General features: G+C 61.9%; 14 protein-coding genes and 1 pseudogene. 5 read left to right on the forward strand and 10 right to left on the reverse strand.

The features are described 5' to 3' along the window. Positions 1–43 precede the first annotated feature (43 nt). The 4 genes from CIT26_RS27105 to msrB all read left to right on the forward strand — a co-directional run bounded on the left by CIT26_RS27105 (position 44) and on the right by msrB (position 2986). Positions 44–448, forward strand: a complete 405-nt coding sequence (locus CIT26_RS27105; RefSeq protein ID WP_095495411.1) for a type II toxin-antitoxin system HicB family antitoxin — start codon at positions 44–46, stop codon at positions 446–448. A gap of 10 nt (positions 449–458) precedes the next feature. Next, entirely contained in the window at positions 459–1649 is a 1191-nt protein-coding gene (locus CIT26_RS27110) for a vWA domain-containing protein (RefSeq protein ID WP_095495412.1), read from the forward strand. After that, a complete protein-coding gene (locus tag CIT26_RS27115) occupies positions 1650–2471 on the forward strand; it encodes an MBL fold metallo-hydrolase (RefSeq protein WP_095495413.1) in 822 nt (273 codons plus the stop codon). Between the two features lie 110 nt (positions 2472–2581). Next, a complete protein-coding gene (msrB, locus tag CIT26_RS27120; RefSeq protein WP_095495414.1) occupies positions 2582–2986 on the forward strand; it encodes a peptide-methionine (R)-S-oxide reductase MsrB in 405 nt (134 codons plus the stop codon). Positions 2987–3046: 60 nt separating this feature from the next. Here the strand turns inward: msrB and CIT26_RS27125 are convergent, their stop codons facing one another. Next, a complete protein-coding gene (locus CIT26_RS27125) occupies positions 3047–3391 on the reverse strand; it encodes a hypothetical protein (protein WP_095495415.1) in 345 nt (114 codons plus the stop codon). Positions 3392–3608: 217 nt separating this feature from the next. Between CIT26_RS27125 and CIT26_RS27130 the strand changes: the two genes are divergently transcribed. After that, positions 3609–4118, forward strand: a complete 510-nt coding sequence (locus tag CIT26_RS27130) for an arsenate reductase ArsC (protein WP_095495416.1) — start codon at positions 3609–3611, stop codon at positions 4116–4118. 128 nt (positions 4119–4246) lie between these two features. On the opposite strand, the gene CIT26_RS27140 is transcribed toward CIT26_RS27130, so the two are convergent. The 9 genes and pseudogenes from CIT26_RS27140 to CIT26_RS27180 all read right to left on the reverse strand — a co-directional run bounded on the left by CIT26_RS27140 (position 4247) and on the right by CIT26_RS27180 (position 14901). Then, positions 4247–4702: a hypothetical protein gene (locus tag CIT26_RS27140; protein ID WP_095495417.1), complete on the reverse strand. Its 456-nt coding sequence runs from the start codon at positions 4700–4702 to the stop codon at positions 4247–4249. 51 nt (positions 4703–4753) lie between these two features. Next, complete coding sequence (locus CIT26_RS27145) at positions 4754–5014, reverse strand: DUF2312 domain-containing protein (RefSeq protein ID WP_023800031.1); 261 nt, start codon at positions 5012–5014, stop codon at positions 4754–4756. A 160-nt stretch (positions 5015–5174) separates the two neighbouring features. Then, on the reverse strand, positions 5175–8633 hold the full coding sequence (gene pyc, locus CIT26_RS27150) for a pyruvate carboxylase (protein WP_095495418.1): 3459 nt from the start codon (positions 8631–8633) through the stop codon (positions 5175–5177). A gap of 245 nt (positions 8634–8878) precedes the next feature. Then, complete coding sequence (locus tag CIT26_RS27155) at positions 8879–9997, reverse strand: branched-chain amino acid ABC transporter substrate-binding protein (RefSeq protein ID WP_095495419.1); 1119 nt, start codon at positions 9995–9997, stop codon at positions 8879–8881. A 139-nt stretch (positions 9998–10136) separates the two neighbouring features. Continuing rightward, a complete protein-coding gene (locus tag CIT26_RS27160; RefSeq protein WP_095495420.1) occupies positions 10137–10484 on the reverse strand; it encodes a DUF6867 family protein in 348 nt (115 codons plus the stop codon). 17 nt (positions 10485–10501) lie between these two features. Further along, positions 10502–11230: an ABC transporter ATP-binding protein gene (locus CIT26_RS27165; RefSeq protein ID WP_095495421.1), complete on the reverse strand. Its 729-nt coding sequence runs from the start codon at positions 11228–11230 to the stop codon at positions 10502–10504. Between the two features lie 8 nt (positions 11231–11238). After that, positions 11239–12399 (reverse strand): annotated as a pseudogene (locus CIT26_RS27170) (ABC transporter ATP-binding protein); the annotation flags it as partial. Further along, positions 12399–13994, reverse strand: coding sequence for a high-affinity branched-chain amino acid ABC transporter permease LivM (gene livM / locus CIT26_RS27175; protein WP_095495422.1), 1596 nt, complete (start codon positions 13992–13994; stop codon positions 12399–12401). The pseudogene CIT26_RS27170 and the gene livM, both read right to left, overlap by 1 nt. A 4-nt stretch (positions 13995–13998) precedes the next feature. Next, on the reverse strand, positions 13999–14901 hold the full coding sequence (locus tag CIT26_RS27180) for a branched-chain amino acid ABC transporter permease (protein WP_095495423.1): 903 nt from the start codon (positions 14899–14901) through the stop codon (positions 13999–14001). Positions 14902–15135: the final 234 nt, after the last annotated feature.

Genomic DNA, 15135 nt, shown 5'->3' on the forward strand with positions numbered 1-15135 from the left:
ACGGTCGATCGCCCGGCTTGCCGGATGGATTTAAGGAGGAATCATGACGCACTATGTCGGAATTCTTGACGGCGCAGATGATGTCTGGGGGGTGCGGGTGCCCGATCTTCCCGGATGTCACGGCGGTGGCGCAAGTCCCGAAGAGGCGATAGCCGATGCGACCTCCGCTATTCGCGAATGGGCCGAGGCACGGATGGCGAAGCACTTGCCCTTGCCCGGCTCGCGTACAGTAGCAGATCTGCTCCGACTGGGCGAAATCGATAGCGCTGCCGGCGAATCTGCTGTGATGATCCCCGCGCTGATCGATTCCAGACGGCCTGTCCGGGCCAATCTGTCGCTCGACGCAGCCCTTTTGGCGGCAATTGATGCCGAAGCGAGCCGACGCGGCCTCACGCGTTCCACTTTCATCGCCAGCGCCGCGCGGGAGAAGATCGAAGGTCACAGATAAAAGTCGGACGATGTTCATCCCCTTCTTCCTCGAACTGAAGGCTGCGCGGATTCCGGTCTCGCTCCGGGAGTATCTGTCGCTGCTGGAAGGGCTGGAGGCAGGGCTGGTCGACTATGACGTCGAGGGTTTTTACTATCTCGCCCGCTCAGCACTGGTGAAGGACGAGCGTCACATCGACCGTTTCGACCAGGTCTTTTCGCACGTTTTCAAGGGCGTTGAAGCGCTGGCTGGCGAAAACCCGGTCGACGTCGAAAACATCCCGGAGGAATGGCTGCGGCGGCTTGCCGAAAAGCACCTGACCGATGAAGAGAAAAAGCTGGTCGAGGCCCTGGGCGGTTTCGAAAAGCTGATGGAAACGCTGAAAAAGCGGCTGGAGGAACAGAAGGGCCGCCACCAGGGCGGGTCGAAATGGATCGGCACCGGCGGCACCTCACCCTTCGGCGCCTATGGCTACAATCCCGAAGGCGTTCGCATCGGCCAGCACGAAAGCCGCAACCGCCGTGCGGTGAAAGTCTGGGACAAGCGCGAATTCAGGAATTTCGACGATGCCGTCGAGCTCGGCACCCGCAATATCAAGATCGCGCTGAAGCGCTTGCGCCGTTGGGTGCGCGAAGGCGCCGAGGAGGAGTTCGACCTGCCCGGCACAATTCACGCCACGGCCGAACATGGTTATCTCGACGTGCAGACACGGCCCGAGCGGCGCAATGCCGTGAAGCTGCTGATGTTCTTCGATGTCGGCGGCTCGATGGACGATCACATCAAAAGCGTCGAGGAGCTGTTTTCGGCCGCCCGCGCCGAATTCCGCCAGCTCGAATACTTCTACTTCCACAACTGCCTCTACGAGGGCGTGTGGAAGGACAATCGCCGCCGCCATGCGGAGGTAATCCCGACCTTCGACCTGCTCCACAAATACGGTCCGGACTACAAGGTGATCGTCGTCGGCGATGCCTCGATGAGCCCCTATGAGATCGCGCATCCCGGCGGCTCGGTCGAGCACTGGAATCCGGAGGCCGGCGTGGTCTGGCTCGGCCGTCTGCTGCAGCAATGGCCGAGCGCGGTGTGGCTCAACCCGGAAAATGAGAAACACTGGGGCTATACTCATTCGATCGCCATGATCCGCGATATCTTTGGCGGCCGCATGTTTCCGCTGACGCTCGCCGGGCTCGAAGCCGCGACGAAGCAACTTTCAAGGAAGCACTGAATGGATTCACGCAAAACAGGACGGCCGACCTGTTTCCTCTGCCTGCAATGTGGCGTCCAGTTCGCGGCGGCAGCGACGCCGCCGCAACATTGCCCGATCTGCGAGGACGAGCGGCAATATGTGCGCTGGGAGGGCCAGGCCTGGATCACGCCGGAAGAGCTCGCCGCCGGGCATCGGATCGTGATGAAGGACGATGCCGGCGTGCTCGCCTTCGGCATCGAGCCGCGCTTCGCCATCGGTCAGCGGGCGCTGCTGGCACAAACCCCGCACGGCAATGTGCTGTGGGACTGCATCTCGATGGTCAGCGACGAGGCGGTGGCCGAAATCAACCGACGAGGCGGCCTCACCGCGATCGCCATTTCGCACTGCCATTATTATTCGGCAATGGTCGAGTGGAGCGAGGCGTTTGGCGGCGTGCCGATCTATCTGCACGCCGATGACCGTCAGTGGATCATGCGGCCGCATCCGGCTGTTATCAGTTGGGAGGGCGAGACGCGCGCCCTAAACCCCTCGCTGACACTTATCCGTTGCGGCGGTCACTTTGCCGGTGGCCAGGTGCTGCACTGGAAGCGCGACGGCGGCGACGCCATCCTGGCCGGCGACATCTTGCAGGTGACCCCAACGCGCCGCCATGTCAGCTTCATGTACAGCTACCCGAACTACATCCCGCTCAATACGGCGAAAGTGCTCGGCATCGGGGCTGCGCTGGAGCCTTTCGCGTTCGACCATATCTACGGCGCATGGTGGAACCAGAACGTCCTCGGAGATGCAAAGACGGCATTTGCAGGGTCGGTTGCGCGGTATCTCGCGGCGATCGCCTGAGGAATTCTTCGCGGCAGCATCGGAAATACCGGCAAACGCCGTAACAAATGCCTATTTTAGGCGAACTTGGGAAGACAACCCCAATAGCGGCATGAACTAAGAGGCAAAAAATGGATAGTCACACCTACCCAGTCACCCGCACCGATGCCGAATGGCGCGCCCGGCTGACGCCGGAGCAATATGCGGTGATGCGCAACCACGGCACCGAGCGGCCGGGCAGCTGCGCCCTGCTCCACGAGAAGCGCGCCGGCACCTTTTCCTGCGTCGGCTGCGACCAGCCTTTGTTCGAATCCAAGCTGAAGTTCGAGAGCGGCACCGGCTGGCCGAGCTTCAACGACCCGGTGCCCGGTTCGGTCGAGACGACCGTCGACCGCAGCTTCGGCATGGTCCGCACCGAATGCCACTGCGCCCGCTGCGGCAGCCATCTCGGCCACGTCTTCGAGGATGGCCCGCCGCCGACCGGGCTGCGCTATTGCATCAACGGCGTCGCGCTGAAATTCGAGCCGGCCGCCTGACTGGAGTTCGACGTTGGCAAAGGACGGCTTCGGCCGGCCTTTGCCGGCAGCACCGTCCCGTCAGACCACCACCACCAGTATCAGCCACAGCACAGCCCCCAGCGTCATCAGCGAAGCCTTGATGCCGCCGGATTTCTCGGCGGTCCGCCACACCGCAAAAGTCAGAAAGAAATTATACGGCATCGGCGCGAAATGCACCGCCAGAACGAGAGCGAGCGGCAGCTTCAGCCCGAGCAGGATCAGTGCCAGCACCGACAATGCGATATTGATCGCCGTCCCGACAAGGACAAGATCGCGCCAGAACAGCCGGTCAAGCGGGGCCGTGCCTTGCCAGCGCGATCGGAAGAAACCCGCCCCACGGCCTGCCTTGCCGTCTTCGCCTTCGAAAGTCTCTGGCGCACTCATCGATGCGGCTTTCTCTCATTCGATAGCCGCAGAGATGTCCAAAGCAGCAAGCCTGTCAACGCAAGTCGATCATCGGCACGCAAGCGTCTGATTTGGAAGATTGTCATCAAACGGTCGTGAAACCTTTCTACGTCGCCCTTGTCGGCATCTCGGCAAAGACAACCTTGCCGGAATCTGCCGCCCCCATCATCCAGTCGCCTGCCAAGGAGGTCTTGAGATGAGCGATAATGTCTACAACGCGCTGTTTCTTTGCAACGCCAATTCGGCTCGATCCATCATGGCGGAAGCCATCCTCAATCGGATCGGTGCCGGCAAGTTCAAGGCCTTTTCCGCCGGTTCGCAGCCGAAGGGCGAGGTCAATCCCTACGCACTGCAGCTGCTCGAAAGCCTCAACTACGATACGAGCTTCGCCCGCTCGAAAGGCTGGGACGAGTTTGCCGAGCCCGAAGCGCCGGAAATGAATTTCATCTTCACGCTCTGCGACAGCACCGCAAACGAATCTTGTCCGATCTGGCCGGGTCATCCGATGACCGCGCTCTGGTCTATACCAGACCCAGCCAAGGCGGACGGCACCGAAGCCGAACTGCACCTTGCCTTTGCCGATGCGTATCGCATGCTCAACAACCGCATCTCGCTGTTCACCAATCTGCCGATGGATGCGCTCGACCATCTGGCGCTGCAACACCATCTCGATGCGATCGGCCGCGACACGGAGAAGCCGAACTAATGCATGTCGCCCAAAAGTGCGCAGCGGTTTTGGGGTAACGACATGCATAAAAACAAAACTAAAGCGCGTCGCACGAATCCCTTCAGACGCGACGCGCTTTAGGGTCAAGCCGCCGCAGGCAGGCGATTTCACGAACCGGTTTCGCCACCCTCGCCCAGAACCTCGGCAACGGCGCGCTCGAAGCGCGATGCTTCCGTCACCAGCCAGTCGGCCATGGCCGGCCAATTGTCCTCGGCAAAGCAGTTCACCCGCCACAACGAATTGATGCCGAGGCCCTCGCAACTCTGTTCCGGCCCGAGCTTCAACCTGTCTTCGATCGCCGGCTGGAACGGCTTCAACCGCGACCAGGCTTCCGTGGCACCGAACTTCTCGTTGCGGCCGAAGAAGACGCCGACATGGTTCTGCGCCGGCGCGACATACATGGAAAGGACCAATGCGAAGTCGGGCAGCCCGCGCTGCCAGAACCAGGGTCCGCGCCGCGCCATCAGAGCCCTTTCTTCCGGATGCCGTTCCGCGAACAGCGTCCAGAAGCCCCGTTGGCGGAATTCAGAGGCGCGGCGGACGCCAAAGTCGAATTCGCTCATGGTTCGACCCGTTGAGGGCGCCGCAACCGGCGCCCAGGGCTGTTATCAGCCTTACACCATGCCGAGAGCGGCTTTGTAGAGGTCGAGGATGGTTTCCTCCTCTTGCCGCTCGGCCTGATCCTTCTTGCGCAGCCGGATGATCGACCGCATCGCCTTGGTGTCGAAGCCGGTGCCTTTGGCCTCGGCGAACACTTCCTTGATGTCGTCGGCGATCGTCTTCTTCTCTTCCTCGAGCCGCTCGATGCGTTCGATGAAGGCTCGCAGCTGGCCGGCGGCAACAGTCTGGCTGGTTTCGGTGATGTCGTCGGCCATTTTTTCTCCGCGTCGTTTTCCATGCCGCGACTCAGGAACTGTCGCGGCGAATTTGCAGCGGTTCGATGCCCGACCGGGGGCGGCGGGTCAAGCTGTTATCGATGCGGCATGAAGGGCTGCCGCCAGACGCAGACAACTCTGCCTGGGCAACATTTCTGTCTCATCCGAATGCGATCAGCAGATCCTTGGCGTCGATCTGATCGCCGGCCTTGACCAGCACTTCGGCGATTGTGCCGTCGCGCTCGGCATGCAATACCGTCTCCATCTTCATCGCCTCGATCGACAGCAGCACGTCGCCGGCCTTGACCGCTTGGCCGGCGGCAACGGCAAGCGCCGAGACGACGCCGGGCATCGGCGCGCCGACATGCGCCTCGTTGCCCGGCTCAGCCTTGCGCCGCGCCTTGGCGGCGGAAGCGCCATGCGCGCGGTCCGGCACTTTGACCCGGCGCGGCTGGCCGTTGAGCTCGAAGAACACAGTGACCATGCCCTTCTCGTCGACATCGCCGATGGCCAGGCAGCGCACCACCAGCGTCTTGCCCTTCTCGATGTCGACAAAGATCTCATCTTCCGGCTTCATGCCGTAGAAATAGGTTGGCGTCGGCAGCACACTGACCGGCCCGTAGGTTTCTTGCGCTGCGGTAAAGTCGGAGAAAACCTTCGGGTACATCAGCCACGAGGCGAATTCGAACTCGTTGAGTTTGCGCTCGAGCTTGTCTTCGATCTCCTTGCGGCTGGCCTTGAGATTGGCTGCTTTCAGCAGCGAACCGGGCCGCGCGGTGATCGGTTTGTCGCCTTTCAGCACCTTCTTCTGCAATGCCTCCGGCCAGCCGCCGGGCGACTGGCCGAGGTCGCCGCGCAGCATCGACACGACCGAGTCGGGGAAGGCGATATCCCTGGCCGGATTTTCGACATCGGCGACCGTTAGGTCCTGGCTCACCATCATCAGCGCCATGTCGCCGACGACCTTGGACGACGGCGTCACCTTGACGATGTCACCGAACATCAGATTGACGTCGTGATAGGTCTGCGCCACTTCGTGCCAGCGCGTCTCCAGACCGAGCGAGCGCGCCTGTTCCTTGAGATTGGTGAACTGCCCACCCGGCATTTCGTGCAGGTAGACTTCCGAGGCTGGCCCCTTCAGATCGCTCTCGAAGGCGGCATACTGGTTGCGCACCGCCTCCCAATAGAACGAGATGTTCCTGATCCATTGCGGGTCGAGGCCCGGATCCCGCTCGGTGCCCTTCAGCGCCTCGACGATCGAGCCCAGGCAAGGCTGCGAGGTGTTGCCCGACAAGGAATCCATCGCCGCGTCGATGGCGTCGACGCCGCTGTCCACCGCAGCCAGCACCGTCGCCGCCGAGAGGCCTGACGTGTCGTGCGTGTGGAAATGGATCGGCAGGTCGGTCGCTTCGCGCAGCGCCCTGAACAGCACTCGTGCCGCCGCGGGCTTCAGGAGGCCGGCCATGTCCTTGACCGCGACGATATGGGCGCCGGCCGCCTGCAACTCCCTGGCCAGCGCGACGTAGTATTTGAGGTCGTATTTGGCGCGGGCCGGGTCGAGTATATCGCCGGTGTAGCAGATCGCCGCTTCGATCAGTTTGCCTTCGGCGCCGACCGCGTCCATGGCGACGCGCATGTTGTCGACCCAGTTCAAACAGTCGAAGACGCGAAACAGGTCGATGCCGCCGACGGCTGCCTGTTTGACGAAATGCTGGACGACATTGTCGGGATAGTTGGTATAGCCGACGCCGTTGGCGCCGCGCAAAAGCATCTGCAGCAACAAATTTGGCGCTACCTCGCGCACCAGCGACAGCCGTTCCCACGGGTCTTCTGTGAGGAAGCGCATGGCGACGTCGAACGTCGCCCCGCCCCAGCATTCGAGCGACAAAAGCTGCGGCAGCGCGCGCGCATAGGTGCCGGCAATGCCGGCGATGTCATATGTGCGCACCCGCGTCGCGAGCAAGGACTGGTGTCCGTCGCGCATCGTCGTATCGGTGACCAGCACCTCTTTCTGCGCGCGCATCCAGGCCGCGAATTTCTCCGGCCCAAGCGCGTCGAGCTTCTGCTTGCTGCCATCGGGCACATTGCCGTTGAGATAGGGCACCATCGGTGCCGCCGCATCGGCCTTCGGCTGCGGCCGGCCGCGCGTCTCGGGATGGCCGTTGACGCTGACGTCGGCCAGGTAGTTGAGCAGCTTGGTCGCGCGATCCTGCCGCTTCACACTCGCGAACAGTTCGGGTGTCGTGTCGATGAACTTGGTTGTGTAGGAATTGTCGGCGAAACTCGGGTGATTGATGATCGCCTCGAGGAAGGTGAGGTTGGTCGCCACGCCGCGAATACGGAACTCGCGCAGCGCGCGGTTCATGCGGGCGATGGTCTCGGCCGGCGTCGGTGCCCAGGCCGTCACCTTCTCCAGCAGCGGGTCGTAGAAACGGGTGATCACGGCGCCGGAATAGGCGGTGCCGCCATCGAGGCGGATGCCGAAACCGGTGGCGCCGCGATAGGCGGTGATGCGGCCATAGTCGGGAATGAAATTATGCTCGGGATCTTCGGTGGTGATGCGGCACTGCAGCGCGTGACCGTTGAGCCTGATATCCTTCTGCGCCGGCACACCCGATTCCGGCGTGCCGATGGCGAAACCATCGAGGATGTGGATCTGCGCCTTGACGATGTCGATGCCGGTCACCTGCTCGGTGACGGTGTGCTCGACCTGGATGCGCGGGTTGACCTCGATGAAGTAGAATTTGCCGGTGTCGGCATCCTGCAGGAACTCGACCGTGCCGGCGCCGATATAGCTCGTCTCGCGGGCGATCTTCAGCGCGTAACCGCAAAGCTCTTCGCGCAGTGACATTTCGAGATACGGCGCCGGCGCGCGCTCGACCACCTTCTGGTTGCGGCGCTGGATCGAGCAGTCGCGCTCGAACAGGTGCACCGCATTGCCATGTATGTCGCCCAGCACCTGCACCTCGACATGGCGGGCGCGCTCGATCAGCTTTTCGAGATAGACCTCGTCCTTGCCGAAGGCGGCTTTCGCCTCGCGCTTGCCTTCCATCACCTCGCGGGCAAGATCGGCCTCGGAGCGGATGGCGCGCATGCCGCGCCCGCCGCCGCCCCACGATGCCTTCAGCATCACCGGATAGCCGATCTCCTTGGCCAGTTTCTTGACCGCGTCCATGTCGTCGGGCAACGGATCGGTGGCCGGGATCACCGGCACGCCGACCTCGATCGCCAGATTGCGCGCGGCAACCTTGTTGCCGAGCCGGCGCATGGTATCGGGCTTCGGCCCGATGAAGGTGATGCCGGCCTCTGCGCAGGCTTCGGCGAATTCGGGGCTTTCCGACAGAAGCCCGTAGCCGGGATGAATGGCGTCGGCGCCCGAAAGCCTGGCGACGCGGATCACCTCTTCGACCGACAGATAGCTTTCGATCGGCCCCATATCCCTGGTCAGATGCGGCCCGCGCCCGACCTGGTAGCTTTCGTCGGCCTTGAAGCGATGCAGCGAGTATTTGTCCTCCTCGGCCCAGATCGCAACGGTTTTGAGGCCGAGTTCGTTGGCCGCGCGGAAGACGCGGATGGCGATTTCGGACCGGTTGGCGACAAGGATCTTCGTGATTGCCAAGGACAAGGCTCCGGACGCTGACGGGAAGGGAACTGGCGCCATGATTAACGCGAAAATGCTGCAGTGCAAACAAAATCGCGAGAAGATTAAACCGATTTAAATCGATTCCCAACGTTGAAGCGCTTCGCCGCTGATCCAGCGTGCGCCGGGCACTGTCGAACCGGCTTTCGGAAAGGATCGTGCTTCACACGAAAAATGCCCGGCGCAGAGCGCCGGGCATTTCCAGATTTAAGACTTTTGCCGGCTTATTGCTCGACGTAGGTGTACTTGCCGTCGTCACCCTTCTTCCAGGTGTACATGACGTAATCCGGACGGGTGATGTCGCCTTTCGCATCATAGCCGATCTCGCCGATCGCGGTCTTCCAGGGGCCGGCCGACTTGATGGTCTCGGCTACCTTCTGAGCGTCATCGGCTGAACCGGTCTTGGTGATGGCGGCCGCGACGATTTCCATCGCCGCGTAGGAGTAGAGGGTATAGGCCTCAGGCTCGAAGCCGGCCGCGCGGAACTTCTCGACGAGTTCCTTGGCGTTCGGATTCTTGCGCGGATCCGGAGCGAACGTCATCAGCGTGCCATCGACGGCGTCGCCGGCGATCGAGGCCAGTTCGTTGGACACGATGCCGTCGCCGGACATGAAGGTTGCCTTGAGGCCCTGGTCGGCGAGCTGGCGCATGATCAGGCCGGCCTCGGTGTGCAGGCCGCCATAGTAGACGACGGAGACGCCCGCGTCCTTCATCTTGGCGATGAGGGCCGAGAAATCCTTGTCGCCGACATTGATGCCTTCATACATGGCCTCGGTCACGCCATTGGCTGCAAGCGCCTTCTTGGTTTCGTCGGCGAGGCCTTGGCCATAAGGCGTCTTGTCATGGATGACAGCGATCTTGGCATCCTTGAAGTTCGCGGCGAGATAGTCGCCAGCAACCTTGCCCTGCTGATCGTCGCGTCCGCAGGTGCGGAAGGTGTTCCACATGCCGCGTTCGGTGAACTTCGGATTGGTCGCAGCCGGGGTGATCTCGAGGATACCGTTCTCGGCGTAGACTTCCGATGCCGGGATCGAAACGCCCGAGTTGAAGTGGCCGACCACGTACTTGACGCCGTCAGCGACGAACTTGTTGGCGACCGAGATGCCCTGCTTCGGATCGGAGACGTCGTCGCCGACCGTGAGCTTGACCTGCTCGCCGTTGATGCCGCCGGCCGCATTGATGTCGGCGACAGCCTGTTCGGCGCCCTTTTGCAGTTGCGCGCCGAAGGCGGCGTTCGGACCGGTGATCGGACCGGCAACGCCGACCAGGATGTCAGCCCACGCGCTTCCGCTGAACGCGACAAGCGCGGTCAGGGCGACGGCGGACAAAAGTGATTTCTTCATGTAAGACGCTCCCATTTACCGAGCGGGCGTGGATGATGCTTTCATGCGATGCCCGCTCTTACTCGCAGAAAGCGTACTTTGCCGATTTTCAGGCACTTGTCACGCCGATTCATCATCGAAACGGCGTTAATCATGAACGTCAACCTTTCGGTTTCCAGCTCAAGAGAGAAGCTCTTTCGTAGAGCCAATTATACTGCGTCACCATCTGGTTGGTGCGCGTGTATTGATAGCCGATGAAGCCCAGGATTATCAGCACGATGGTGTCGACGATGTAGTAATGCAGCGAGAACATTGTGCCGCCGAACAGCGCATGATGGATGAACCTGATCCCGATGCCGAGGCCGAGCATGTAAAGGAACAATTGGACGAAGCTGCGCCATGTCTGGGCGCAGGCCTTGCCCGTCATCCACGCCGCCCAGCCGCCGAGCAGGCAGGTGACGAAAAAGAACTGCCAGATCGAGGGTTCCTCGTAGAGAATGCCCTGCATGATGAAGTCTCCCGTGCTCAGTGATGGCCGCCTTCGAGATAGGCGGCGCGCACTTCCGGATCGGCGAGCAGTTCCTTGCCAGTGCCGCTCATCGTCACGTTGCCGTTGACCATGACATAGCCGCGATTGGCGAGCCTCAGCGCGCCGAAAGCGTTCTGCTCGACCAGGAACACGGTCAGCCCCTGCGTGCGGTTCAGTTCGCGGATGGCGTCGAAGATCTGCTTGACGATCAGCGGCGCCAGGCCCAGCGAAGGCTCGTCGAGCAGAAGCAGCTTCGGCCGCGCCATCAGTGCGCGTCCGATCGACAGCATCTGCTGCTCGCCGCCCGACAGCGTGCCGCCGCGCTGGGCGATGCGCTCCTTGAGGCGCGGGAACAGCGTGAACACCTTCTCGACGTCCTCGTCATAGTGCTGGAGGTTGTCGAGGCTGGCGCCCATCTGCAGGTTTTCCATCACCGTCATGCGCGGGAAGATGCGCCGGCCCTCCGGCGATTGGGCGATGCGCATGCGCGCGATCTCGTGGGTCGGCATCTGGGTGATATCGGTGCCGGCGAAGGTGATGGTGCCCGCCCGGGCGCGCGGAGCACCAAAGATGGTCATCATCAGCGTCGACTTGCCGGCGCCGTTGGCGCCGATCAGCGCGACGATCTCACCCTGCTTGACGGTAACGTCGACGCCGTTCAGCGCCCTGATATTGCCGTAGTAGGTCTGAACGCCCTTGATATCGAGCAGCGTTGTGCCGGCCATTATTTACGCCCTCCGCGCCGGTTGGAAACGCCCGGTGTCTTCGGCTTTACCGGAGCCTTCGTGGCCGGCTCTGCCGCGGAGGATTTCGCGGCAGAAGGTTTCGCCGTCGGTCTGGCTTTGGCCGGCGAGGCTGCCTTGCTTGCTGCGGCGCTCGACCTTGCATCGACCTGCCCGGCCTTCGAGGCGCCCTTCGACACCGTGACGCGTTCGCCCTCGCTGTGGCCGACCGTATCGGTCACAGGTCCGGCGAGATACGAAGATGACGTGCCCGGGCCGTGCGCCGCATCCGGGCCCGTATCCAGTTGCTCGATGACGTCTTCGTCACCGACCTCGGTCAGCACCGTCTCGACGTCCTCGTCTTCGACCCCGAGATAGGCGGCAATGACACGCGGGTCGGTGCGTACCGCCTGCGGACTGCCGTCCGAGATCTTGCGCCCGTATTCGAGCACCACGACATGGTCGGAAATCTGCATGACCACCGCCATGTCGTGCTCGATCAGCAGGATCGAGGTGCCGGTGTTGTCCTTGATGTCCATCAGCAGCGCGTTGAGCGCCATTGATTCCTTCGGATTGAGCCCCGCGGCCGGTTCGTCGAGGCAGAGCAGTTCCGGACCCGTGCACATCGCCCGCGCGATCTCCAGGCGCCGTTGCGCGCCGTAGGGCAGGTCGCCGGCCGGATCGTCGGCGCGGTCGACGAGATTGGCTTTCTCCAGCCAGTGCCTGGCCAGGTCGATCGACTCGGCCGACGCTGTCCGGTAGCCGCTGTAACCGAACAGGCCGAGGATAGTGTAGCCGGATGCCTTCATCAGCTTGTTGTGCTGCGCCACCAGCAGGTTCTCCAGCAGCGTCATGCCCGAGAACAGACGAATGTTCTGGAAGGTACGCGCCACCTTGGCACGCGCCGGAATCTCATGATTCGGCAGGCGCTCGAGCAGATAGCTCGAGCCGTCGCGCCGATTGAGCGTGAGCATGCCCTCCGACGGTTTGTAGAAGCCGGTGATGCAGTTGAACACGGTGGTCTTGCCGGCGCCGTTCGGGCCGATCAATGCGGTGATCTCGCCACGCTTGGCCTGGAATGACAGGTCGCCAATGGCGACCAGGCCACCGAACTTCATCGAAAGATGTTCGACCTCGAGGATGGCGTTGTTCATGGATGGGCTCGCATTCATCAGCCGTGTCCCTCCTTGGTGAAGGACCCTGACACGGCTCTGCGTATCTTGAGGAAGGCGGTCGGCTCACGACTGCCGACGAAGCCGCGCGGCTTCCAAACCATGACGATGACCATGGCGATGCCGAACAGCAGCATGCGGTAGAGTTCCGGCGTGAAATCTGGACCGAAGACCTGCTTCAGGAAATCGAGTTCGCGCAGCGCCTCGGTGCCGCCGATCATCACCATGGCGGCGACGGCAATGCCGACCAGCGAGCCCATGCCGCCGAGCACGACGATGGCGAGGATGATCGCCGATTCCAGGAAGATGAAGGATTCGGGGCTGACGAAGCCTTGCCTTGCGGCGAAGAACGAGCCGGCGAAGCCGCCGAACATGGCGCCGGTGGCAAAGGCGGTGAGCTTGGTGGTGGTGGTGTTGATGCCGAGCGAGCGGCAGGCGATCTCGTCTTCACGCAGCGCTTCCCAGGCGCGGCCGACCGGCATGCGCCTGAGCCTTATGGTGACAAAGGCCGTCAGCAGGCAGAGCCCAAGGATCAGGTAGTAGAGGAAGATCTTATAGTAGGCGCCAGATTGGGCGATGCCGAGAACCTTCGAGATGTAGTTCGGATCCGAGACGTTGAACGATATCAGGCCGAAGAAAGAGACCTTCGGGATACCGGAAATGCCGGCCGAGCCGTTGGTCACTTCGCGCCAGTTGATGATCACCAGCCTTATGATCTCGCCGAAGGCGAGCGTCACGATCGCCAGATAGTCGCCGCGCAAGCGCAGCACCGGAAAGCCGAGCATGACGCCCCAGAACGCGGCCATGGCGCCGGCAGCAGGCAGCAGGATCCAGAACGACAGGCCGAAATGGGTACCGAGCAGTGCATAGGCATAGGCGCCGACGGCGTAGAAGGCGACATAGCCGAGGTCAAGCAAACCGGCGAGGCCGACGACGATATTCAGTCCCCAGGCCAGCATCACATAGATCAGGATTTGGATGCCGAAATTGTCGACCCATTTCAGCGAGCCCTGGAAGCCGCCCACCATCGATCCCGTATAGAGGGCAAGCACCAGCACGACGACGATCGGATAGAGCGCCAGCGCGGTTATGCCTAGGCCCGAGAAATGCGCAAGAATGAAGGCCCGGAAATAATAGATCACCCAGGCCAGTGCATAGATGATCGCCAGCGCCCGCACGAACCGCGCATAACCGGCAAGAGCCGGCCCCAGCAAACCATCGAGGGAGCCGGCCAGAAGAACCAGCACGGCCACTATGGCGATGGCCGCGATGAAATACGGCAACCGGAAGAACCGCGTCGCGACGCTGGCTGGCAACAGGCCGGTGGCGACATCGGCGATCTTCTGTTTGGCCAGGAAGGGCTGGCCATAGGCGACGTAAAGGAAGCGGCCGACCATCGTGGCGATCATCAGCACGGCGAGCAGGCCCCAGCGCTGCACCAGGATCAGTTCGTTGGAGATGTTCTGATCGGTCTTCAGCCCGATGAACAGCACGAACAGGCCGAGCACGATGGCCCCGGCATAAAGCGCCTCGCGGATAGCGCGCTGGATAGGGTTGGCGACGATGTCGCGCTCTGGAGATACGGTAACTGCCATGATCTCAGACCTTTTCGACTTCTGGCCGGCCCAGAATGCCGGAAGGCAGGAAGATCAGCACGATCGCCAGGATCGAGAAGGCGGCGACGTCCTTGTAGTCGATCGAGAAATAGGCCGACCACATGCTCTCGATGAAGCCGATCATCAGCCCGCCGAGCACGGCGCCTGGCAGCGAACCGATGCCGCCGAGCACGGCCGCGGTAAAGGCCTTCACGCCGGGCGTGAAGCCATCTGAAAACACCACCACGCCGTAATACATCAGGAACAGCGTGCCGGCGACGGCGGCAAGCGCCGCGCCCATGATGAAGGTGATCGAGATCGTGCGGTCGACATCGACGCCGAGCAGTGCCGCCATCTTTTGGTCCTGCTCGCAGGCGCGCTGCGCCCGGCCAAGCGAGGTCTTGTTGACCAGATACCAGAACAGCGCCAGCAGGACTATGGTGACCAGGACGATGATGATCTGCTTCAGCGACACGCTGATGCCGTCGATCGTGTAGACCTTGGACACCATCGGCGGCACCGGCTTGTTGCGCGGCCCTTGCGTCACCTGGACGAAATTGGAAAGCACGATCGACATGCCGATCGCGGTGATCAGCGGCGCCAGCCGGAACGAGCCGCGCAGCGGCCGGTAGGCCACTTTCTCGATCGTCCAGTTGTAGAGGCTGGTCAACAGCATCGCGACGATCATCATGATCAGCAGCGCGATGACGATCGGCACCGAATAGAACATCGCGCCGAGGATGAGGAAAACGATGAGGGCGGCGAAGGCGCCGACCATGAAGATGTCGCCATGGGCGAAATTGATCATGCCGATGATGCCGTACACCATCGTGTAGCCGATCGCGATCAGCCCATAGATCGATCCCAGCGTCAGCCCATTGATAAGCTGCTGGACAAAGTACTGCATGCTGTCGTGGCTCCCCTGGAATGTCGCCCATGCAGACGCATTCCTTTTCGTATTTGCCCTAGTCGTAAAGTTTCGAGCCCGGATTGCAACGTGATTTTTCGATCAGAACGCGTGTTTTCGCCGCACGCTGCCCGATCGCCCGTTTTTTTCATATCCGGCCTCTGGACTATCGCGGACCCTACCATTGGCATAACGCAATGTCATTGACGATTCAGCCGTATCATGCACCCCGTT

The organism is Mesorhizobium temperatum (assembly GCF_002284575.1).
In the GTDB taxonomy this organism is placed as follows: Bacteria; Pseudomonadota; Alphaproteobacteria; order Rhizobiales; family Rhizobiaceae; genus Mesorhizobium; species Mesorhizobium temperatum.

What these genes read in the sequence shown, in the direction of transcription:
- CIT26_RS27155 (WP_095495419.1), bottom strand. Translation starts at nt 9,997, where the DNA reads ATGAAGAAATCACTTTTGTCCGCCGTCGCCCTGACCGCGCTTGTCGCG.
- CIT26_RS27165 (WP_095495421.1), bottom strand. Translation starts at nt 11,230, where the DNA reads ATGGCCGGCACAACGCTGCTCGATATCAAGGGCGTTCAGACCTACTAC.
- CIT26_RS27140 (WP_095495417.1), bottom strand. Translation starts at nt 4,702, where the DNA reads ATGAGCGAATTCGACTTTGGCGTCCGCCGCGCCTCTGAATTCCGCCAA.
- CIT26_RS27110 (WP_095495412.1), top strand. Translation starts at nt 459, where the DNA reads ATGTTCATCCCCTTCTTCCTCGAACTGAAGGCTGCGCGGATTCCGGTC.
- CIT26_RS27180 (WP_095495423.1), bottom strand. Translation starts at nt 14,901, where the DNA reads ATGCAGTACTTTGTCCAGCAGCTTATCAATGGGCTGACGCTGGGATCG.
- CIT26_RS27125 (WP_095495415.1), bottom strand. Translation starts at nt 3,391, where the DNA reads ATGAGTGCGCCAGAGACTTTCGAAGGCGAAGACGGCAAGGCAGGCCGT.
- CIT26_RS27160 (WP_095495420.1), bottom strand. Translation starts at nt 10,484, where the DNA reads ATGCAGGGCATTCTCTACGAGGAACCCTCGATCTGGCAGTTCTTTTTC.
- CIT26_RS27130 (WP_095495416.1), top strand. Translation starts at nt 3,609, where the DNA reads ATGAGCGATAATGTCTACAACGCGCTGTTTCTTTGCAACGCCAATTCG.
- msrB (WP_095495414.1), top strand. Translation starts at nt 2,582, where the DNA reads ATGGATAGTCACACCTACCCAGTCACCCGCACCGATGCCGAATGGCGC.
- CIT26_RS27105 (WP_095495411.1), top strand. Translation starts at nt 44, where the DNA reads ATGACGCACTATGTCGGAATTCTTGACGGCGCAGATGATGTCTGGGGG.
- CIT26_RS27115 (WP_095495413.1), top strand. Translation starts at nt 1,650, where the DNA reads ATGGATTCACGCAAAACAGGACGGCCGACCTGTTTCCTCTGCCTGCAA.
- livM (WP_095495422.1), bottom strand. Translation starts at nt 13,994, where the DNA reads ATGGCAGTTACCGTATCTCCAGAGCGCGACATCGTCGCCAACCCTATC.
- CIT26_RS27145 (WP_023800031.1), bottom strand. Translation starts at nt 5,014, where the DNA reads ATGGCCGACGACATCACCGAAACCAGCCAGACTGTTGCCGCCGGCCAG.